The sequence below is a fragment of the Ruegeria sp. CDSC085 genome, assembly GCF_059610465.1.
In genome coordinates this window covers 94,680-112,956 of the sequence record NZ_JBXWNR010000009.1, presented here as the reverse complement: position 1 = coordinate 112,956, position 18,277 = coordinate 94,680, and the positions used below count along the sequence as shown (strand labels likewise).

Sequence of the window (18,277 nt, the reverse complement as noted above, 5' to 3'; positions counted from 1 at the left end):
CCTAACCCGAAAACGAGGGGTCAGGAGTCAAATATGCCCGGAGTGATCGAGACACTGTCCAGCAATCTGCTGGTGCCTACCATATTGTTTTTTGCTCTTGGGCTTTTGGCGACCTTTGTACGCAGTGACCTGTCCATTCCGGCGGGCGCGGCCAAGTTCATGTCGCTTTACCTGTTGCTGGCCATCGGGTTCAAGGGCGGTGCCAGTCTGGCTGCGCATGGCATTCACCTGCAACTGTTCATGACACTGCTGGGCGGTGTTGCTTTGTCCTTTGCCATCCCCTTCGTGGCCTTTGGCCTGCTCAGGGTGATGACAAAGCTGGATGCGCTGAACGCGGCGGCGGTTGCAGGGCACTATGGTTCGATCTCGATCGTCACCTTTGTCACCGCCACCAGTCTGCTGGATCTGGTTGGGCTGTCCCATGACGGATTCATGGTGGCCGTTGCGGCTGCGATGGAGGTGCCTGCAATCCTGTCGGCGCTTTGGTTGGCGCACAGGACCGGAAGCAATGGTGTCAAGGATGACAAGCTGTGGCGCGATCTGCTGGCCAATGGCTCGATTGTTCTGCTCACCGGTGCCTTCCTGATCGGAGCCATCACCGGCGGCGAAGGTATGCAGATGATCGCGCCCTTCATCGTTACGCCTTTCACCGGTATCTTGTGCCTGTTTCTGCTGGATATGGGGCTGTCGGCAGGGCGCAGCCTGATCGGCAATCGAGACAAGCTGTCGGTTGGCCTGTTCGCCTTTGGTGTCTTGATGCCCCTGATTGGCGCAGTAATGGCCTGGGCGGTAGGTGCCGTGATCGGACTGCCACAGGGAAGCTTGTTCCTGTTCATGGTACTGTCGGCCTCGGCATCGTATATCGCGGTTCCCGCTGCGATGAAGATCGCCCTTCCAAAGGCCGAGGCCGGGATCTATCTGACCTTGTCGCTGGGGGTGTCGTTTCCGTTCAACATCACCGTCGGATTGCCGCTGTACCTGTGGTGGATCAGTTGACGAGCAATACTGCCTCGACCCGACGGTTCAGATCGCGCCCTTCCGGGGTTGCATTCGATGTAAGCGGAGACAGATAGCCAACACCCTGCGCTTCGAGTCGGTCGGGTGCCACGCCATGTGCATCAATCAGGCGGGTTCGCACCGCCTCGGCCCGGCTTTTGCTGACCGAAATATTCGCCTGCAAGGCACCAGTATCGTCAGTGTGCCCCACCAGTGCCAGACGCGTTTTCGGGTTGTCGGTCAAGTATCCGGCCAACAAGGTCAGTGAGTCAAACCGTCCCTCGCCCAGGGCAACCTCGCCCGTTGGGAAATGCAGATCATCCAGGATCACGTGGCCCATTGTCGCCAAGGCCTCCAGCAACCCGACCGTACCCTCTACGGCTTGCTCGACCACCACAGGGTCCGAGTCCGGTGCATCTTGAGGCGTCACCCGGATCATCTGCACGTAGCCATCCGGGGGATTGCGGCTGACCAGCAGACTAAGGGCAACCGACCCTTTGATCGCCGACAGAAAACGGTAATCCTGAATGGCGACATACATATCCGGGGTTGGCACGACCTCGGTGCCAAAGCGAAAGTCGAAACCACCGCAAGCCCGCGCGTCGCATTCGAACAGGATCTTGTATCCCTGCGCCTCGATCTGTTCCCGCAGCGGGGCGAGAAGCTGCAATGTCGTGCTCGACCCTGCCTGAAGCCGCCACGTATAGCGTTCCACGCGCCCTTCAAGAGTGTCTGCGGGTACAGAGCCATTCGCATACGGCCCCGTTGGCAGATCATAGCTGTCCAGCGGAGACGTCCGATCACTGATCTGACGGGCACTGGCCGGTAGGGTCAGGTCCTGCGCGGCAACAGATCCTGTCATCAGTAGGGCTATAAGGGCGGCGATGCGGATCATCGAAACTGTGCGTGATATTCTTCGTTGGGCACCATCGCCGTTGCGCTGGCCACCCGGTTTGACATATTGAAAAACCCGGCGACATTGGCGATGTCCCAAATGTCCCGGTCAGTAAATCCGGCGTCTCGCAATTTCTGTCGGTCGGGCTCTTCGATCTCTGCGCTGGCGGTTGTCATCTTTGCGGCAAAGTCCAGCATCGCCCGTTGGCGCGGCTCCAGCGGCGCGACGCGGTAGTTCATCACCAGCATCTCACCCAGTTGCGGATTGCCCGAAAGCTGACGCACCGCCGCCCCATGCGCGACCAGACAGTAGAAGCACTTGTTGATCGACGAGACGACTACGGCGATCATCTCGCGTTCCAGCTTGGTCAACCCACTGTCAGCCAGCATCAGGTCGTTATACATCGCGGTGAATGTGCTCAGCTTGTCTATGTCAAATGCGTTGGCTTTCAGCACATTCGGCACCATGCCCAGTTTTTCGACACAGATATCAAAGTATTTCTGCGTTTCCGGCGGCAGCGGATCAACCATGGGCAGGTTCAGCGCGGTGGGCATGTCTTTTTGTGTCACGGCGGCCTCTTCAGTTCAGACAAGATGACGGTAATGGTATTCGCCAGCGATCTCCATCCCGAGGGCACGATAAAGACCGTTGGCGCCCTCATTGGCCTTGGTGCAGATCACGCTGAGGTTCTGCGCACTGTGATCCCGCGCCCAGAATGCTGCTGCGCGCATGGTCCAGTGGCCTAACCCCTGTCGGCGATGTTCGGGAAGGATTTCAAGCGCGTGGACCACTGCAGTGTCTGCATGCATCGCCACAAAAGCCACGCCGCTGGGTTTGTCGTTGTAACGCAGCAAAAACCCTGTCTTGGGGCCCTTGGCGCGTTCCATCACCGCGATCCGCTCGGGTCCGATCCCGCCCGAGGCCCAGATGTCGCGCATGATCTCAAGCGGTTCCCAGATCGAAAACACCATGACCGGTGGGATTGGCTGATCGATCAGCCGAGAGACGGGGCAGACATAGATGTTCACCGGGTCAAGAATATCATAGCCCCGCTGGGCCAGCTTTGCATCCAGGGCTTCATCCCCCGGGCGCAGACAGAAGATGCGTTTCTGCCCCATGGCCTGCATTGCGGCCTCGGCGGCGTCGATATCGTCTTCATTGACCGGACCCAATGCACTGGCCGCTGATACGCGCGACCCTCCGCCCTGCCCCTCACGCAGCAGAAACGGGCCAAGCCGCTGATAGCGTACGGCGGGCCAGGTTCCGTCGACTATTTCCGCCCAGTTATCGCTCAAAGCTCAAGCTCTTTCGCCAGGCGGGTGGTGGCCGCGTCGATCCGGCCTCCGTCGGTGCCGCGCACGACCACGTTGGCCCCGAAGGCACCGTTGATCTGAAACGGGTAGCAACCGATGGACAGGTCGCTGAAATCTTCGGCCAAGGCCGACAGGGTTGCGGCGATATCACCTTCTCCGCGGTCTACACGCAGAGTTTGCGACAACAAAGGTCTGCCTCCGGTCAATGTTGGCAAAACGCTCGCTACCATCGCTTGAAAAACAGAAGGCACACCTGCCATGACATGCACGTTCGCAAGCGTGAATCCGGGGGCTGTTGAAACCGGATTTTCGATCAGCGTCGCACCGTCCGGAATACGCGCCATGCGCAAGCGGGCAGCATTCAGTTCCAGCCCGGATTTGTCGTAATGGGCCTGCAAGAGCGCGCGCGCGTCATCCCGCACATCAATTGGTGTATCGAAAGCACGGGCAATACAATCGGCCGTGATATCGTCATGGGTCGGGCCGATGCCGCCGCTGGTGAAGACATTGTCATAGGCGTCGGACAGCACTTTGACGGCCGCTTCGATGGCGTAGGCGTCATCGCTGACAATGCGGACCTCTTTCAGGTCGATGCCGTGTTTTGTCAGCTCCTGCGCCAGAAAATGCATATTCGCATCGCGGGTGCGACCCGACAGGATTTCATCCCCGATCACCAGCATTGCTGCGGTTGGATTGGCCATGGCGCTCTCCCCTCTTGATCGTCCTTGAGGGCAGGTATAGGCCCTGAACCATGCGATTTGAAACCCCTCTTGTTCCCGCCCGCCTGATCCGCCGCTACAAACGCTTTCTGGCCGATTGCACGCTTGAAGATGGGCGAGAGGTTACGGCCCATTGCGCCAATCCGGGGTCGATGATGGGATTGGCAGAACCAGGCGAGAAGATCTGGCTGGAGCCCAATGACGAACCGAAGAAAAAGCTGAAATACGGCTGGCGGCTGGTGGATCACGAGAACGGGCATTTTACCGGGGTCGATACCTCGGTTCCGAACCGGGCGTTGCGTGTTGCTTTGGAAAGAGGCGAAATCCCCGAACTGGCCGCCTATGACATCGTCCGGCCCGAGGTAAAATACGGCGAAAACAGCCGCATCGATTTTCTGCTGACCGGGCCGGACCTGCCAGATGCCTATGTCGAAGTCAAAAGCGTGACCCTGTCCCGCCAACCCGGTCTGGCCGAGTTCCCCGACAGCGTCACCGCGCGCGGCACCAAACACCTGGTTGAACTGGCCGCGATGGCCGCGCAAGGGCACCGGGCGATCATGCTGTATCTGGTGCAACGTACGGATTGCGACCGGTTTGCGCTGGCCGCAGATATCGACCCGGCTTACGCTGCGGCCTTTGAGGGCGCACGGGCGAAAGGTGTTGAACGGTTGGTTTACGGAACGCGTATTTCGCCAAGGGGTATTTTGGTAAACTCGTCAATCAATTGTTGAGAGAAAACTCAGATGAACCCGATCATTTCTATCGAATTTGCCCAGGTTTCTCAAAGGACAACTTAATGACGGCCCTACCGAAGACCGAGAACACCCGCTTAGAAAAGCGTATTCGAACAATCTCACTGACTCTAATGATTTTGGGTGGCATACCTGTATTGGCAAGGTTTTTTTGGTGTAGGGTTTGTTCCCTCTCCAACTTGGGTTTCTTGGACCTTTTGGCCAGCATGTGTCGTCGGCGCGCTTTCTGCGGCATTGGCGCTTTGGGCGGTTCATCTTAGCTTATCGGAAGGCATCCAACTCTCAGAGCCAATAAAAACAACATTGTCTATATTTTCATGCCTTTGGTAGGCGCGTTTGCGGGGTTTCTTGTAGTGGCAGCGACGATCCCGATGGTTGTTTCTCTTCCCTCTTTTCACACGGTAGAAATAACATTTGTTGTTAGTGATCCCAATATGGGAGATTCTCGGAAGTGCCCTAGGCCGATCGCTCTGAAAGACACGGCGCGTGCCGTTAACGTCGTTTGTGATGTCCCGAACAGTATTCGCAGACGTCTGCAAACCGGAAGGCAGATTATTCTTGTTGGCCCCGGAAGCAGTGTCGGCGTATTCCCAACTCACTTTCGTCTGCCTTGATCGACAAGTGCCCTTATCAGTCTCTGTATTAAACCCAATTAACTGAAAAACACCCACCACTGCACACCCTCTGGAACTTTCTGCACAAGCAGCGTAAAAGGAATGCTGCGCGAAACATTTGGAGCTTAGCGTCGATGAAAGAACATCGTGGCCGCCTGACCAAGGACGGCATTCGCATCTATGAACAAAGCGACTTCGCCGGGATGCACGCGGCGGGGGCTTTGGCGGCGCGGATTCTGGATGATATTGCCGAACATGTGTTCCCGGGGCAGACCACGGGCGCCATTGACGGGCTGATCACGCAGATGGTCGAAGACGCCGGTGCGACCTCGGCCACGATTGGCTACAAGGGCTATCAGCACGCCAGTTGCATCAGTGTGAACCACGTTGTCTGCCATGGCATTCCTGGTGAGAAAAAGCTGAAGGATGGCGACATTCTGAACATCGACGTGACCGTCATAGTCGATGGCTGGTTCGGCGACACTTCGCGCATGTATGTGGCAGGCAAGCTGCCGCGCAAGGCGGAACGGCTGATCCAGGTGACTCATGACGCGCTGTTCATGGGCATCGAGATGGTCAAACCGGGCAACACGTTCGGTGATATCGGCCACGCCATTCAGGCCTATGTCGAAGCCCATCGGATGAGCGTTGTGCGTGATTTCTGTGGTCATGGTCTGGGTCGCGTGTTCCATGCGCCGCCGAACGTGCTGCACTATGGCCGACCGGGCACTGGCGCGGTTCTGGAAGAGGGCATGTTCTTTACCATCGAACCAATGGTGAATCTGGGTCGTCCGGAAACCAAGACGTTGGCCGATGACTGGACTGCCGTGACCCGTGACAAATCACTGTCGGCGCAGTTCGAGCATTCGGTGGGTGTCACCTCAGATGGGGTCGAGATCTTTACCCTGTCACCCGGTGGCAAATATCATCCGACCTATTCGTCCTGATCAGCGACCTGTTCGCGCAGGAGTTTCAGCAGCATCGTTTCGGACCCCCACGGCGTGACCGCGTCGTGGATGAAGACCGGCGCGTGCATGGGTTTGCGCTCTGGGCCGGTGGAGGCTTCGGCGTCTCTGGAAAACGTCCAGACAAAAGGTGTCAGGGTGCGGTCCATGCATGCACCCTAGCACAATTGCCAGTCAAAGTTCCAACAACACGCGCGCCTGTGACATGTCCGCGATCACTTCGGCCCCCAGATCAGCCAGCTCTTCACCGCCTCCGTGTGGCGCATAAGCCAGACACCGCATGTCGGCCCGAATCGCAGCCGTGACACCACTATAACTGTCTTCGATCACCACCGGAGCCCTTGCACCAAAGTGCTCGGCGGCCAGTTGGAACATCTTTGGGTCCGGCTTTCCGGTGCCCAGCACATGGGCCGAGAACATCACGTCTTTGAACCGGTCCCAAAGCCCGTTCTGACCCAGTGTGATCTTCATCTTGTCCGGGCTGCCATTCGACGCGACGCAAAAGGGGATACCCTTTTGATCCAGCCCCTCAAGCAGGTCTGCGATACCGGGCACTAATGGCACACCTGCACGCAGGCGGTCGTAGGTTTCGGCATAGATCTGATCTATCCAGTCTTCGGGCAGAAGGGCACCCATCGCGCGGGCCTTGTCGCGCACGCCGACCATCGTTCCACCCACAAACAGCGACATACATTCATGCAGCGCCAGATGCAGGCCATAATCCGCCAGATTGTCCACCAGCACCTGGTTCGAGATCACCTCGCTGTCCACCAAAACGCCGTCGCAGTCGAAAATGACAAGATCGTGCATATGGAATCCCTATTTCGCCTCGCGGTCGGCCTATCCAGGCTTTCCCGTCATTGCCCACCCATGTTACCCACCAAACCGCGCAGAGCGATTCAATCTGGAACACCTCTCCACATCAAAGAAATATGCGTGTCGCCATACCTGCGGCTATCATGCAATGTGAATCCGGCCGGCGCCTGCATCCGGGCGTTTTCTTCCCAAACCAACAATGCATCATCCGCGATCCAGCCATTGGCCAAGGCGGCGACGGCCTTCTGCCCCATGGATTTGCCGTAAGGCGGGTCCAGAAAAACCAGATCATAAGGCGCGCCGGTATTGTCGCCCAACCGGGTTGCATCGCGGCGGATCAAGTCGGTACGATCGGCGCTGCGGGTCAGATCGATGTTCTTGCGGATCAACCCGTGAGCCACCCGCCCGTCATCAACGAAGGTGACATGCGACGCGCCCCGCGACAGTGCCTCCAGCCCCAGTGCCCCGGTTCCCGCGAACAGATCCAGCACCCGCAAACCGTCAAATTCGATCTGGTGGCTGAGCACATTGAACAGGCTTTCACGCACGCGGTCGGTGGTGGGGCGCAGATGCGCGCCCGCATCACCCTTGCCGACCGAGGCGAGGGCGCGGCCCCGGAATTCTCCGGCAATGATCCTCACGCCTTAAGCAGCGGTTTCAGGTCCGCGTTCGGGTCTGCCACAACTTCGGGATCAGCTGTCTTGCCCATTTCGATCAATCTCTTGCCGACCATGTATGCTCGCGGATCATTCATCGCATCCACAGCAATCAGCCTGTCGCCTTTGTAATACCAGAAGGACATGGTCTGACCCTCGCCCCTGCGGGTCACCACACGGTCATATCCGGTGTTCAGGCCCGCGATCTGAAGCTTGACGTCGTACTGGTCCGACCAGAACCATGGGGTCGCCACGTAAACCTTGGCCGCACCCAGCATGTTCTGCGCCACGATTTCAGCCTGGTCGATGGCGTTCGGGACGCTTTCCAGACGGATACGACTTTCGCCATGGGGGAAAGAGGCGCAATCGCCGGCCGCCCAGATTGACGGATCAGAGGTCCGGCCATGGGCATCGGTTTTGATTCCGTTGTCCAGCTCCAGCCCTGCCATCTCGGCCAGTTGAGTAGAGGGCACGATACCCACACCGACCACAACAAAATCCACCTCCAGCTTTGTGTCGTCGGTCAACACGGCCCCCACAACCTTGCCGTTTTCGCCGATCAGCCGATCGAGCCCGACGCCTTCGCGAATGTCGGCACCAAATTTGCTGTGCAGCGCGCGGAAATAGTCGCTGGTTTCGGGTGCTGCAACCCGTTGCAGGATGCGGTCGGCCATCTCGACCAGAGTGACCTTGACGCCCCGCTTGGCGCAGACAGCGGCGGCCTCGAGCCCGATGTAACCGCCACCCACGATCAGCGCGCGGGCGCCTTCGGTCACTTTGGGTTCCATTTCGTCAATATGGGCCAGGTCGCGCACCACGTGGACACCGTCCAGATCGCCTCCGATGGCAGCAGGCAGGCGGCGCGGATCTGACCCGGTGGTCAGCGCCAGTTCGTCATACGGGATGACCTCATCCCCAAGAGTAACCGTTTTGGCCTTGGGATCGATGCCGGTCACGCGCTGGCCAAGGCGCAAAGTGATGTTGTTTTCGACGTAGAAGCTTTCGGGGCGCAGGAACAGGCGCTCCAGCTCCAGCTCTCCAAGAAGATAGGCCTTGGATAATGGCGGGCGCTGATATGGCAGATGCGGCTCGGCCCCGATCAGAGTAATCTCTCCGCCGAACCCGTCCTTGCGCAGCCGCGCCACCAAAGACGCGCCCGCTTGCCCTGCGCCAATCACGACAATATGGCTCATGCTTTGCCCACCCTGCAGTTTTCCCGTGGTCTCTCTGATTGGACCACCTATATTGCGCTTAAGCCCAATTCTGCAAATCCAAACGACAGGAGCTAAAAAATGATTTCAACAGGAGACACCCTACCCGAGGCCACACTGATCCAGATGGGGGCAAACGGGCCGGAAGAGGTTCGGATTTCAGACAAGACCAAAGGACGCAAGGTTGTCATTTTCGCTGTGCCCGGCGCCTATACCGGTACGTGCACCACCGCACATGTGCCAAGCTTCATCCGTACAAAAAAACAGTTCGACGACAAGGGCGTTGAAGAGATCATGTGCCTGTCGGTCAACGACCCGTTCGTCATGCAGGCCTGGGGTGAATCCACTGGCGCGACCGCGGCGGGATTGACCATGGTCTCAGACGCGGCTTCAGAATTCACCAAGGCCATCGGCATGGATTTCGACGCCCCGCCTGTGGGTTTGTTCGCACGCTCCAAACGGTATGCGATGCTGGTCGAGGACGGTAAGGTCACGGCCCTGAATCTGGAAGAAAACCCCGGTGCCTGCGAGATCTCAGCGGGTGAAGGCCTGCTGGAGGTGATCTGAATTTGGCCGGCCCCGGTTTGCCCGGGGCCGCGTGAACCCAATTTAACTTGAAGCAGCGCCCCAATGCGCGAATACTCGACGCATAATTTGGGGAGCTTTTTTATGAAACTTAAGTTGTTTTTATCCTTCCTGACCGGCGCGGCCCTTCTGGCAGCCTGCGGACCGGCCCCAACCCCGCAACAGCAAGCTGCACGACAGCACGAGATTGCCTGCCTTGGCGGCACATTGGGCGGCGCCTTGATCGGCGGTGCAATCGGCAACCAGTTCGGCGGCGGATCGGGCAAGACGATCCTGACAGCAGCCGGCGCCGCCGCCGGTGGCTTTGAAGGCCAAAGATTTGCATGCTGAGGAGATTGGAAATGAAACAGGCGATTTTTGTATTCACGGCTGCATTTTTGGCCTCGGCGACCAATGCCGAAACCGTGGCCGAACTGCATGAAAAAGAATTGAACGCCATCGACGCAAACAATGACGGGTTCCTGTCCAAAGACGAATTCGACGTTTTTTCGGACTATGCGTTTCAGGCCATGGACGAAGACAAGAACGGCACATTGGGTCAGGCCGAGGCCAAACCGTTTCTGGACATAAAGCAGTTCCAGAATGTTGACCGCAACAAGGACAGCTTTATCTCAAGATCGGAATATGATGCACAGATGAATGAAGATTTCGGCGCGGCAGATCAGAACGGCAATGGTCAACTGGACTAAGCCCGTTTTCAAGGAGCTTGGTATGAAAAGATGGATTGGAATGGGCGCTTTGGCGCTGGTCGCGGCCTGCGATGCGCCGCAGGCTCCGGTCGTGACGGGGCCGGACGGGCAGGCCCGCATTCAGATCAATCTGTCTGGCCTGACCTGCTACGAAAACCGGTGTCTGGATATCAACCCATCAGCGCGCAGTGTGCGCCAAATCGGGAACAAGACCACGGGCATCCCAAGATCCATTGATGTCAGCGAAGGCACCGTGACGCCTGCGGAATTCAAGCAGATGGGCACAGCCGCGTCCCTGGCCGGTGGCCAAGGTTCAGGCAACGACCGTTAACACAGACTGTCCATCTTTCGAGCCAGCTTGGCGTCCAGTGACGACAGGCCACCTACGTCATGGGTGGACAGGACTACCTCGACTGTGCGGTAGACGTTGGACCATTCTGGGTGGTGGTTCCATTTCTCGGCCCAGATCGCCACTTGCGTCATCCAGCCAAATGCGTGCACAAAGTTGTCGAAAATGAAGGTCTTGGTGATCGCGTCGCGGCCTTCGACCATGGTCCAGCCGTTTTTGAACAGCGGGTCCAGCAGCGGGCCACGGGTCTCGGCGGACAAAAGTTCAGTCATTGCTGTTCCTCCGGGTTCGATTTCCTGAACGGGCCGTAATCTGTCAGAATCTCGATCTCTTCTCCCACTGCGCGGCCTTCGGCGTCCAGATATTTTTTAATCGCATCGGCAAAACCCGGATCACCGACCCAGTGCAAGCTATGCGTGCGCGTCGGTAAATAGCCGCGTGCCAGCTTGTGTTCACCCTGAGCGCCCGCTTCCACCCGGGCCAGACCGTGGGCAATGGCAAAATCTATCGCCCTATAGTAGCACAGCTCGAAATGCAGGCAGGCATGATGTTCAATGCAGCCCCAGTACCGCCCAAAAAGCGTTTCGCGGCCTATGAAGTTCAGCGCACCCGCAATGGCATGCCCATCCCGTTCAGCCAAAACCAACGCCATATCATTCGCCATCGTCTCTTGTGCGATGTCAAAAAACTGGCGCGTCAGATAGGGTGATCCCCATTTTCGGGCCCCGGTATCCTGATAGAACCGCCAAAAAGCATCCCAGTGTTCCGGACGCAGGTCATCGCCTGTCAATGTATGGATTTCACCGCCAAAGCCATGGGCCTGCGCCCGTTCCTTGCGGATATTCTTGCGCTTGCGTGACGACAAGGCGGAGAGGAATTCATCGAAATCAGCATAGCCATCATTCAGCCAGTGAAACTGTTGCGAGCTGCGCAGCATAAGACCCATCTGCTCCCCCGCCAATGCTTCCTCTTCTGTGCAGAAGGTCGCGTGAACCGATGACACCTGGTTGTCAGCCGCCAGTTGAACGGCACCCTGCACCAAAGCCGACATTCCGATTCGCTCGTAGCCCGGGCGCACCAGAAACCGACGCCCCGTTGCGGGTGTGAACGGCACCGCAATTTGCAGTTTGGGATAATACCGCCCGCCTGCGCTTTCATAGGCATGGGCCCAGCTGTGGTCAAAGATGTACTCGCCCTGGCTGTGCGATTTGGCATACATCGGGGCCGCTGCGATCAGGATCCCGTCAAGAAAGGCCGTCAGGTATTGCGGCTGCCAACCCGTGCCACGCCCGACCGAGCCGCTTTCCTCAAGCGCCAGCAAAAAGCGATGCGTGGTGAAGGGATCAAGGGGCCGTCCACCATCGGCAGCCTCAGGACAGGCGCAGGCATCCCACTCGGTCGCCGAAATCTGCGACAGTGACCCAAGTACCTGAACTTCGATTTGAGCCTGATCCATGTACCCTCCGCGCCAGCCCTTTATCTGTGACCGAGGCGCCAAGGTTCAAGCTGAATGCGCAGCCAGATACCCTTCGAAGGTCACATTGTCGGCAACCATGCGGGCCTCTGCCTCTTGTTCAGGCGTCCGAACAGTCCAGCACAGGATCGGCACGCCCTGTGCCTTCAGTTCAACCACACGTGCGCGGGACAGGTCAGCGGCCTCATGGCTGATGAAACCGGCCCCGACACGATCGAAATCCGGAATATCGCGCAAGTGATCACACACGTCTTGCGGCAACAGTTCGACACTGGGCTCATAGGCGCAAGTTGTGATGCCGCGCGGCAGATGCGGGGCCAGCCGCGCCAGTTCCGCAACCGAGTTGGGATTGAAGGACATCAGCGCCACCGGACCTTCGTACCCCTGCAATGCGCGCACGGTGTCGTGCTCGAGGGCACCGATATTCATACCCATGGCGCCGTCCTGATCCTTCAACTCGATCAGCAGCGGCACCTGGCCTGCCACGATTTCCAGCACATCATCCAGCGTTGGAATGCCGTCCTCGCCATACAACAGAGTGGTATTGGACGCCGCAACCGCCGACACCTGCCGGATCGGTCCGGACTGACCGGTCAGACGCGCCATATCATAGTCATGAAATACCACGGCACGATCATCAGCTGTAAGTTGAAGATCAATCTCAATCCCGTAACCGGCATCAATGGCAGCACGAATGGCCGCCCGGCTGTTTTCCGGACGGTTATTCGAGACGTCGTGCAACGCCCGATGGGCAATTGGGGCCTGCAGAAACGCAGCTGGCAGGGGCGGTATCATTCGATCTCGAATATACCTTCGATCTCAACTGCCACGCCCAAAGGCAGTGACGCAGCGCTAACGGCGGAACGCGAGTGGCGACCGGCGTCGCCCAGCGCTTCGACCAGGAAGTCGGATGCGCCGTTGATCACTTGCGGCTGTGCGGTGAAATCTGCGGTCGAGTTCACGAAACCGGTCAGTTTGATGACACGCACCAGTTTGTCGATATCTCCGCCACAGGCCGCCTTGACCTGTGCCAGCAGATTGATCGCGCAGACACGCGCCGCAGCGGCTCCGGCTTCGACATCCATGTCGTCGCCCAGCTTGCCAGTGATCAGCTCATCCGTTTTCGATATCTGGCCGGACACATACACGATATTGCCCACACGTACGAAAGGCACATAATTTGCCGCCGGCGCCGGTGCGTCGCCCAGTGTGACACCGAGGCTTTCCAGTTTTGCAGCGATGCTCATTGAGAGGGTCCTTCCCTGATTGACTCTGCCGGACGCTAACCGGGAAGCACAGCCGTGGAAAGACGGAATACGGCAATTTCTGGCTTGCACGCGATCTGAGCATATCTTTACTTATTATGACTTGTAGATACTCAATTGCTTTACCCGGACCTGACGGACAGGTTACACGCTAGGTGTTTCATTTGAGATCTGAAACGACTATGTGACAAGAACTTGTGCCTTACCGGCGTGTTAGTATTGGTGAATTGTGATTGTTGGCCCGACAGAACGGATGCCGGGCATTTGGGAGAAGCAAAGATCGTGTCGAGCAGATTTCGCCTGAAACACCTGGTTGTACTGTCGCTCATGGCCATTCTGTCCGCCTGTGCAACCACGCCTCCCGACGACGCCTCACGCAATGACGTGTTTGACCCCTATGAAAACGCGAACCGGGGTATTCATAAGTTCAATCTGGGCGTTGACCGGTTTCTGTTTCGACCTGCTTCCAAAGGGTACGTCAAGATCGTTCCCGATCCTATGGTTACCAGTTTCAGCACATTCGCCGAAAATATCTCGCTGCCCGGACAGGCGGTCGACTACCTGCTTCAGGGCAACCCAAAACAGATGGGCAATGCGCTGCTACGCTTTGTGATCAACATGACCGTGGGCGGCTTTGGCCTGTCCGCGCCCGCAGATGAGCTGAACCTGCCGCCCGTTGATACTGATTTCGGTGAGACCCTGCACGTCTGGGGTGTCGGCGAAGGGGCTTATGTTGAATTGCCTTTCTATGGCCCGTCGACCCAAAGGGATGCTATCGGGGTCGTGATCAACCTGTTCTCGAATCCGATCAACTTTACCCCGGTCCGACCCGCCGACAACCTGGGCGTCTATGCCGAAGTCGTTCGCCGCATGGGCGATCGTGGTCGGTTCTCGGATACCGTGGACTCAATTCTTTATGAAAGCGCAGACAGTTATGCACAGGCCCGCCTGATCTATCTGCAAAACCGCCGCTTCGAACTGACAAGAGATGACGAAGACGCATATCTGGATTTGTACTCTGACCCCTATGCCGAAACCGGGACAGACCCGGTCAGGGACCCCTATTTAGACCCCTACGAGGACCCCTATGCTGAATAACGAGTTGAACCGCCGTCACTTTGTCGCAGCCGGTCTGGCCTTGGCCGTTTTGCCCAAGTCCGCGTTTGCCCAGACCGAGGCAACGGCCAAGGCACTGGTCAGCAGCGTGGTCAACGACATCAACCGGGTTATCGAATCGGGTAAGTCGGAAAAAGCGATGTTGCGTGATTTTGAGAAGATATTCGTGCAATATGCGGACGTCCCGATCATGGCACGCTATGCCCTCGGCGCGGATGCTCGCACAGCCACCCCATCCCAACTGAAGCAATTTACCAAGGCGTTTCAGAGCTATATCTCGCGCAAATATGGCCGCCGCTTCCGTGAGTTCATTGGCGGTGAGGTCAACGTGCGCAATGCCCGCAAGATCAAGGCCGGATATGAAGTGCGCACAACAGTCAAACTGCGCGGCTCGGCCCCGTTTGACGTAACTTTCCTTGTTTCGGACAAGTCGGGGCGTGAAAAATTCTACAACATGTTCATCGAAGGCGTGAACCTGTTGCTGACCGAACGCACCGAAATCGGCGCGATGCTGGATGCCCGCAAAGGCAACCTAGACCAGTTGATCAAAGACCTGAAAAAGACCGGCTGAATCGTTTCATTTACGTTTGGGCGTTGAAAACCACCTTTGAAGAAAGTGGGACAGAGTCGTCTGACCGCCTGTTTTTTCAACGCGCCTCGGCTATATGTCGAGATCACGGCATATAACTGCGCACCAATGCACCCGCAATCAAAGCCCACCCGTCGGCGATCACAAAAAACGCCAACTTGAATGGCAAGGATACAATGGCCGGTGGCACCATCATCATACCCATCGACATCAATACAGCAGCCACGACAAGATCGATGATCAGAAACGGCAGAAAAATCAGAAACCCGATCTGAAACGCCCGCGTGATTTCAGACAGCATGAAAGATGGCATCAAAACCGACAACGGTGCCTGTGCGGACAACTCCATAGCCTCGCCGCCGGGACGTAAAGCTGCCATGGCATAAAACGTGTCCGCATCGAGTCGCGCCGCCATGAAGGCGCGGAACGGCTCTAACGCGCGCTCCAATGCTGACTCCACCTCCATCGTCTCTTCTATCATCGGGCGTATCCCTGTGGCCCATGCTTCGGAAAACACCGGGTCCATAATGAAATAGGTTAGGAACAACGCCAGGCTGACCAACAGCATATTGGGTGGAGATTGTTGCAGGCCGATCCCTTGCCGCAGGATTGAAAGAACAGTGATCAGGAATGGAAAGCAGGTGATCATGATCGCCAACCCCGGAGCGATGCTCAGCACTGTGATCAGCAAAATCAGCTGGATTGTTCGGGCGGAAATCGACCCGCCTTCGCCCAAAGACAAGGTCAAATCCTGAGCTGCGGCCAGTGAAGGCATCAACATGACCACCAAAGCCAGCCAGGTCACATAGCGCATCAGCCAATTCCGTTTTGCAAATCCGCAATCTCGGTCAGGCGCACTGCAAGCTGCCCCGCCTGATCGCCCTCCATTTCCTCCAGCAACCCGCGTGCGACCAACTGATCCCCAACATAGAGGTCGACCGGGTCTTCGATACGTTTGTCCAAGGTCAGCACTGCATTCTCTCCCATGTTCAACAAGTCCCGGATCAGTGGGCGCGCACGACCAACTGAAACGGTCACTTCAATCGGGACCGAATCGAACGGGTTGGGTTTTTCAGATTTCGGGATCTGGGTGTCATTCATTGGACAAAGCCTTTCTTGCCTCAAAGACATAAGCGTCAAAGATCTGTGCGATGGCGGCGAGCAACGCGGTGCAATCGACCTCACGCCTGCTTGTGCCTACCTCAAGGCGGGCCTGACCCGGCTCCAGCTCAGAGTGTTCGATAACCTGAGGAGTGGAATGCAAGTCTTGCGGCAGCAGCGCTGCAACCTTTTCGGCACATCCCGGCGGCACCATAATCTGCATCGGCTGCTCTGCCCGGGAACGCGCCATTTCACAGAGTTGTTCCACAAGGCGGGCAGCCAAGCCGCGCTCGGCCATCTCAGGCAGAACGGTCTGAACCAGACTGGCGAACATGGGCTCCAGAGACAGGGTCATGCGGGTGATTGCTTCGTGATAGGTGAAAGACATATCCTGAAGCGACCTGGCCAATTCAGCCGAGATCTGGCCGCGACTTTGTTCCTGCGCCCGAATGGCATCCTCCCAACCGGCCCCATACCCGTCTTCAAAGGCAGCGAGCCGTTGTTCTTCCAGCGCGTCCTCATCCAGAAGCAGAACGGGCCCGGTACCAGTCTGGGTGGTGAAATCCTCAAGCAGATGGGCAATCGACATCACACCCGCTCCTCGCCTTCTTCAAGCCAACTGCGCAGGATCTCGACAGTCTCTTCCTGCTTGTCACCGATCATGGCGCGCAGCCGATCAACAGGATCCTCCGTGGCGCTCGAGCCGAGGGCCGGAACACTGCGCTCTGCTGGCAAGGAAGAGAACTCTGCCGGTTCCTCCGGCGCAATTTCACCAGTCAGAGCCAATGCGCCCGAATTCGCAGCAGCCAGCAACGCCGGTGCCGAGGTTGGCTTCGTCAGGATCGGACGGATCACGAACAGCGCCAACACCAGCGAAACCAGAGCCAGCACAGCCATCTGTATCAAGGACATGGCATCCAGATGGATGTTCTGCCAGAACGACGAGGTCACCAGAGTACCCTGCGGCTCAACCGACGGCAAATCCATGGATTTCAGTGTGATAACGTCCCCGCGCGCCGCGTCGTGCCCGACTGCTGAAGCCACGAGTTCTTCAAGAGCGGTCAGCTCTTCCTGAGGCAAAGGCGTAAATGCTTCGGATCCGGACGCATCCACCGATCTTGTCCCATTGACCAGAACCGCAACCGTCAGACGCTTGATCGCGCCGGGGGCCTTGTGTACTTCCAGCTCTGTCTCGGAGACTTCATAGTTCACCCGCTCACGAGTCTGGGTGGCCGTCGAGTTGGATTCATCTCCGCCTGCCGCGTCACCATCAGGCAGATTTGACGCCACTGTAACATCCGATGACTGATTTCGAGCACTGTCCGAGCGTTCTTCGACATCCGTGCTGATCGCCACGCGGCCCTTGGGATCAAAGCGCCTCTCTCGAATGGATTCTGTCTTGGTCTCTGTATCCACACTGACCTCGACCACAGCATTGCCGGTACCGACACGCGCCTCGACCAGACGCAGAACACGTTCTCGCAACTGACGCGACTTGTCATCGGCGGTGTCTGTTGTCGCTGTGGTATCTTGCCCGCCAATCACAGCCCCTTGTGAATCAATCACCGTTACGTTCTCTGGCGTCAGCCCACTGACAGCCGAGGCAACAAGGAACCGGATAGCCTTGGCCTGATCACCGGTAATTTCGCTTCCGGATGGCACGAGATAAACCGAAGCCGTTGGTGCCACACTGCGCTGAAACGGGTTTGCTGTCCCATTGGCAATATGGACGCGCGCCTGACTGACATGCGGGCTGCCGACAATAGTCCGCGCCAGTTCACCCTCTTTCGCGCGCCAATAAGCAGCATCGAACATCTGAGAAGTGGTGCCAAACCCGCTTAACGAATCAAGCAGTTCGTACCCTTTGTTGCCGTTTGCGGGCAGGCCTTCGCTGGCCAGGGTCATTCGCAACTCGTCGCGCTGCGCACCGGAGACGTAGATCGATCCGCCCCGGATCTCATATGTGACGCCACGCTGGTCCAGCGCTCGTACTATATCCCCGGCGGCACCATTTTCCAGACCCGCATAAAGCAACGTCATGGACGGAGCAGTCACAAGGCGCGACATTCCGAGGATACCCAGAAACACCAGCGCAACCGCGCCAGCGACAATGATTTGTTTACGCCTGTCCAAACTAGCCCAGACAGTTCCGATCTGCTGCACGCTCACCTC

25 protein-coding genes are annotated in these 18,277 nt (G+C 57.6%); 9 read left to right on the top strand and 16 right to left on the bottom strand.

What is annotated here, in order from left to right:
- The first annotated feature begins 33 nt into the window (after nt 1-33).
- Nucleotides 34-996: a sodium-dependent bicarbonate transport family permease gene (locus AC2FJB_RS14335; protein WP_496718901.1), complete on the top strand. Its 963-nt coding sequence runs from the start codon at nt 34-36 to the stop codon at nt 994-996.
- Here AC2FJB_RS14335 and AC2FJB_RS14330 read toward each other — a convergent pair.
- The 4 genes from AC2FJB_RS14330 to AC2FJB_RS14315 are packed head-to-tail and all read right to left on the bottom strand — an operon-like array spanning nt 989 to nt 3,905.
- Nucleotides 989-1,891 (bottom strand): OmpA family protein, encoded by a 903-nt coding sequence (locus AC2FJB_RS14330; protein WP_496818538.1) that lies wholly within the window; start codon nt 1,889-1,891, stop codon nt 989-991. The two genes, AC2FJB_RS14335 and AC2FJB_RS14330, sit on opposite strands and share 8 nt — an antisense overlap.
- Nucleotides 1,888-2,445 carry a peroxidase-related enzyme gene (locus tag AC2FJB_RS14325; RefSeq protein WP_496674706.1) on the bottom strand — a complete coding sequence of 186 codons (558 nt, stop codon included), beginning with the start codon at nt 2,443-2,445 and terminating at the stop codon, nt 1,888-1,890. The genes AC2FJB_RS14330 and AC2FJB_RS14325 overlap by 4 nt, the downstream gene beginning before the upstream one ends.
- Nucleotides 2,446-2,475: 30 nt before the next feature.
- Entirely contained in the window at nt 2,476-3,186 is a 711-nt protein-coding gene (locus AC2FJB_RS14320) for a GNAT family N-acetyltransferase (RefSeq protein WP_496718898.1), read from the bottom strand.
- Nucleotides 3,183-3,905 (bottom strand): competence/damage-inducible protein A, encoded by a 723-nt coding sequence (locus tag AC2FJB_RS14315; RefSeq protein ID WP_496718896.1) that lies wholly within the window; start codon nt 3,903-3,905, stop codon nt 3,183-3,185. Before AC2FJB_RS14315 ends, AC2FJB_RS14320 begins: the two co-directional genes overlap by 4 nt.
- A 50-nt stretch (nt 3,906-3,955) precedes the next feature.
- Between AC2FJB_RS14315 and sfsA the strand changes: the two genes are divergently transcribed.
- Nucleotides 3,956-4,654 carry a DNA/RNA nuclease SfsA gene (gene sfsA / locus AC2FJB_RS14310; protein ID WP_496718895.1) on the top strand — a complete coding sequence of 233 codons (699 nt, stop codon included), beginning with the start codon at nt 3,956-3,958 and terminating at the stop codon, nt 4,652-4,654.
- 769 nt (nt 4,655-5,423) lie between these two features.
- A complete protein-coding gene (gene map, locus AC2FJB_RS14305) occupies nt 5,424-6,236 on the top strand; it encodes a type I methionyl aminopeptidase (RefSeq protein ID WP_496718894.1) in 813 nt (270 codons plus the stop codon).
- Here map and AC2FJB_RS14300 read toward each other — a convergent pair.
- From AC2FJB_RS14300 to AC2FJB_RS14285, 4 genes are all read right to left on the bottom strand, one after another.
- Nucleotides 6,224-6,403, bottom strand: coding sequence for a hypothetical protein (locus AC2FJB_RS14300; RefSeq protein WP_496718893.1), 180 nt, complete (start codon nt 6,401-6,403; stop codon nt 6,224-6,226). The genes map and AC2FJB_RS14300 overlap by 13 nt on opposite strands.
- Before the next feature lie 25 nt (nt 6,404-6,428).
- Nucleotides 6,429-7,064, bottom strand: a complete 636-nt coding sequence (locus AC2FJB_RS14295) for an HAD family hydrolase (RefSeq protein WP_496718892.1) — start codon at nt 7,062-7,064, stop codon at nt 6,429-6,431.
- 89 nt (nt 7,065-7,153) lie between these two features.
- Nucleotides 7,154-7,711, bottom strand: a complete 558-nt coding sequence (rsmD, locus tag AC2FJB_RS14290) for a 16S rRNA (guanine(966)-N(2))-methyltransferase RsmD (protein WP_496674606.1) — start codon at nt 7,709-7,711, stop codon at nt 7,154-7,156.
- A complete protein-coding gene (locus AC2FJB_RS14285; RefSeq protein ID WP_496718891.1) occupies nt 7,708-8,919 on the bottom strand; it encodes an NAD(P)/FAD-dependent oxidoreductase in 1,212 nt (403 codons plus the stop codon). Before AC2FJB_RS14285 ends, rsmD begins: the two co-directional genes overlap by 4 nt.
- Before the next feature lie 99 nt (nt 8,920-9,018).
- Between AC2FJB_RS14285 and AC2FJB_RS14280 the strand changes: the two genes are divergently transcribed.
- The 4 genes from AC2FJB_RS14280 (at nt 9,019) to AC2FJB_RS14265 (ending at nt 10,542) form a co-directional block, all read left to right on the top strand.
- Nucleotides 9,019-9,504, top strand: coding sequence for a peroxiredoxin (locus tag AC2FJB_RS14280; RefSeq protein ID WP_299899552.1), 486 nt, complete (start codon nt 9,019-9,021; stop codon nt 9,502-9,504).
- 102 nt (nt 9,505-9,606) lie between these two features.
- On the top strand, nt 9,607-9,852 hold the full coding sequence (locus AC2FJB_RS14275) for a glycine zipper 2TM domain-containing protein (protein ID WP_117871731.1): 246 nt from the start codon (nt 9,607-9,609) through the stop codon (nt 9,850-9,852).
- Nucleotides 9,853-9,863: 11 nt separating this feature from the next.
- Nucleotides 9,864-10,211 carry an EF-hand domain-containing protein gene (locus AC2FJB_RS14270; protein WP_117871728.1) on the top strand — a complete coding sequence of 116 codons (348 nt, stop codon included), beginning with the start codon at nt 9,864-9,866 and terminating at the stop codon, nt 10,209-10,211.
- Between the two features lie 22 nt (nt 10,212-10,233).
- The gene (locus AC2FJB_RS14265; protein ID WP_117872941.1) at nt 10,234-10,542 is read left to right on the top strand and encodes a hypothetical protein; all 309 of its coding nucleotides are present in this window, start codon (nt 10,234-10,236) and stop codon (nt 10,540-10,542) included.
- On the opposite strand, the gene AC2FJB_RS14260 is transcribed toward AC2FJB_RS14265, so the two are convergent.
- Genes AC2FJB_RS14260 through AC2FJB_RS14245 form a run of 4 tightly spaced genes read right to left on the bottom strand, consistent with a single transcriptional unit; the run spans nt 10,539 to nt 13,281 of the window.
- The gene (locus AC2FJB_RS14260) at nt 10,539-10,832 is read right to left on the bottom strand and encodes a 4a-hydroxytetrahydrobiopterin dehydratase (RefSeq protein WP_152459417.1); all 294 of its coding nucleotides are present in this window, start codon (nt 10,830-10,832) and stop codon (nt 10,539-10,541) included. The two genes, AC2FJB_RS14265 and AC2FJB_RS14260, sit on opposite strands and share 4 nt — an antisense overlap.
- Nucleotides 10,829-12,016, bottom strand: coding sequence for a GNAT family N-acetyltransferase (locus tag AC2FJB_RS14255; protein WP_299899556.1), 1,188 nt, complete (start codon nt 12,014-12,016; stop codon nt 10,829-10,831). Before AC2FJB_RS14255 ends, AC2FJB_RS14260 begins: the two co-directional genes overlap by 4 nt.
- Before the next feature lie 45 nt (nt 12,017-12,061).
- Entirely contained in the window at nt 12,062-12,829 is a 768-nt protein-coding gene (locus AC2FJB_RS14250; RefSeq protein ID WP_496718889.1) for a glycerophosphodiester phosphodiesterase family protein, read from the bottom strand.
- Nucleotides 12,826-13,281 carry a RidA family protein gene (locus AC2FJB_RS14245; protein WP_117871720.1) on the bottom strand — a complete coding sequence of 152 codons (456 nt, stop codon included), beginning with the start codon at nt 13,279-13,281 and terminating at the stop codon, nt 12,826-12,828. Before AC2FJB_RS14245 ends, AC2FJB_RS14250 begins: the two co-directional genes overlap by 4 nt.
- A gap of 345 nt (nt 13,282-13,626) precedes the next feature.
- Here AC2FJB_RS14245 and AC2FJB_RS14240 point away from each other — a divergent pair, with 345 nt between their 5' ends.
- Nucleotides 13,627-14,397: an MlaA family lipoprotein gene (locus AC2FJB_RS14240; protein ID WP_299899743.1), complete on the top strand. Its 771-nt coding sequence runs from the start codon at nt 13,627-13,629 to the stop codon at nt 14,395-14,397.
- Entirely contained in the window at nt 14,387-14,986 is a 600-nt protein-coding gene (locus AC2FJB_RS14235; protein WP_117871718.1) for an MlaC/ttg2D family ABC transporter substrate-binding protein, read from the top strand. The genes AC2FJB_RS14240 and AC2FJB_RS14235 overlap by 11 nt, the downstream gene beginning before the upstream one ends.
- A 103-nt stretch (nt 14,987-15,089) precedes the next feature.
- Here the strand turns inward: AC2FJB_RS14235 and fliP are convergent, their stop codons facing one another.
- Genes fliP through fliF form a run of 4 tightly spaced genes read right to left on the bottom strand, consistent with a single transcriptional unit; the run spans nt 15,090 to nt 18,268 of the window.
- A complete protein-coding gene (gene fliP, locus AC2FJB_RS14230; RefSeq protein WP_299899569.1) occupies nt 15,090-15,818 on the bottom strand; it encodes a flagellar type III secretion system pore protein FliP in 729 nt (242 codons plus the stop codon).
- Entirely contained in the window at nt 15,818-16,105 is a 288-nt protein-coding gene (locus tag AC2FJB_RS14225; RefSeq protein ID WP_496684281.1) for a FliM/FliN family flagellar motor switch protein, read from the bottom strand. The genes fliP and AC2FJB_RS14225 overlap by 1 nt, the downstream gene beginning before the upstream one ends.
- Nucleotides 16,098-16,694: a FliH/SctL family protein gene (locus tag AC2FJB_RS14220; RefSeq protein ID WP_496718888.1), complete on the bottom strand. Its 597-nt coding sequence runs from the start codon at nt 16,692-16,694 to the stop codon at nt 16,098-16,100. The genes AC2FJB_RS14225 and AC2FJB_RS14220 overlap by 8 nt, the downstream gene beginning before the upstream one ends.
- On the bottom strand, nt 16,694-18,268 hold the full coding sequence (fliF, locus tag AC2FJB_RS14215; protein WP_496718887.1) for a flagellar basal-body MS-ring/collar protein FliF: 1,575 nt from the start codon (nt 18,266-18,268) through the stop codon (nt 16,694-16,696). Before fliF ends, AC2FJB_RS14220 begins: the two co-directional genes overlap by 1 nt.
- Nucleotides 18,269-18,277: the final 9 nt, after the last annotated feature.

What these genes read in the sequence shown, in the direction of transcription:
- AC2FJB_RS14325 (WP_496674706.1), bottom strand. Translation starts at nt 2,445, where the DNA reads ATGCCCACCGCGCTGAACCTGCCCATGGTTGATCCGCTGCCGCCGGAA.
- AC2FJB_RS14245 (WP_117871720.1), bottom strand. Translation starts at nt 13,281, where the DNA reads ATGAGCATCGCTGCAAAACTGGAAAGCCTCGGTGTCACACTGGGCGAC.
- AC2FJB_RS14295 (WP_496718892.1), bottom strand. Translation starts at nt 7,064, where the DNA reads ATGCACGATCTTGTCATTTTCGACTGCGACGGCGTTTTGGTGGACAGC.
- AC2FJB_RS14280 (WP_299899552.1), top strand. Translation starts at nt 9,019, where the DNA reads ATGATTTCAACAGGAGACACCCTACCCGAGGCCACACTGATCCAGATG.
- fliP (WP_299899569.1), bottom strand. Translation starts at nt 15,818, where the DNA reads ATGCGCTATGTGACCTGGCTGGCTTTGGTGGTCATGTTGATGCCTTCA.
- AC2FJB_RS14275 (WP_117871731.1), top strand. Translation starts at nt 9,607, where the DNA reads ATGAAACTTAAGTTGTTTTTATCCTTCCTGACCGGCGCGGCCCTTCTG.
- AC2FJB_RS14235 (WP_117871718.1), top strand. Translation starts at nt 14,387, where the DNA reads ATGCTGAATAACGAGTTGAACCGCCGTCACTTTGTCGCAGCCGGTCTG.
- AC2FJB_RS14255 (WP_299899556.1), bottom strand. Translation starts at nt 12,016, where the DNA reads ATGGATCAGGCTCAAATCGAAGTTCAGGTACTTGGGTCACTGTCGCAG.
- AC2FJB_RS14225 (WP_496684281.1), bottom strand. Translation starts at nt 16,105, where the DNA reads ATGAATGACACCCAGATCCCGAAATCTGAAAAACCCAACCCGTTCGAT.
- sfsA (WP_496718895.1), top strand. Translation starts at nt 3,956, where the DNA reads ATGCGATTTGAAACCCCTCTTGTTCCCGCCCGCCTGATCCGCCGCTAC.
- AC2FJB_RS14260 (WP_152459417.1), bottom strand. Translation starts at nt 10,832, where the DNA reads ATGACTGAACTTTTGTCCGCCGAGACCCGTGGCCCGCTGCTGGACCCG.
- AC2FJB_RS14300 (WP_496718893.1), bottom strand. Translation starts at nt 6,403, where the DNA reads ATGGACCGCACCCTGACACCTTTTGTCTGGACGTTTTCCAGAGACGCC.
- AC2FJB_RS14330 (WP_496818538.1), bottom strand. Translation starts at nt 1,891, where the DNA reads ATGATCCGCATCGCCGCCCTTATAGCCCTACTGATGACAGGATCTGTT.
- AC2FJB_RS14270 (WP_117871728.1), top strand. Translation starts at nt 9,864, where the DNA reads ATGAAACAGGCGATTTTTGTATTCACGGCTGCATTTTTGGCCTCGGCG.
- AC2FJB_RS14240 (WP_299899743.1), top strand. Translation starts at nt 13,627, where the DNA reads ATGGCCATTCTGTCCGCCTGTGCAACCACGCCTCCCGACGACGCCTCA.
- AC2FJB_RS14335 (WP_496718901.1), top strand. Translation starts at nt 34, where the DNA reads ATGCCCGGAGTGATCGAGACACTGTCCAGCAATCTGCTGGTGCCTACC.
- AC2FJB_RS14265 (WP_117872941.1), top strand. Translation starts at nt 10,234, where the DNA reads ATGAAAAGATGGATTGGAATGGGCGCTTTGGCGCTGGTCGCGGCCTGC.
- map (WP_496718894.1), top strand. Translation starts at nt 5,424, where the DNA reads ATGAAAGAACATCGTGGCCGCCTGACCAAGGACGGCATTCGCATCTAT.
- AC2FJB_RS14220 (WP_496718888.1), bottom strand. Translation starts at nt 16,694, where the DNA reads ATGTCGATTGCCCATCTGCTTGAGGATTTCACCACCCAGACTGGTACC.
- AC2FJB_RS14315 (WP_496718896.1), bottom strand. Translation starts at nt 3,905, where the DNA reads ATGGCCAATCCAACCGCAGCAATGCTGGTGATCGGGGATGAAATCCTG.
- AC2FJB_RS14250 (WP_496718889.1), bottom strand. Translation starts at nt 12,829, where the DNA reads ATGATACCGCCCCTGCCAGCTGCGTTTCTGCAGGCCCCAATTGCCCAT.
- AC2FJB_RS14285 (WP_496718891.1), bottom strand. Translation starts at nt 8,919, where the DNA reads ATGAGCCATATTGTCGTGATTGGCGCAGGGCAAGCGGGCGCGTCTTTG.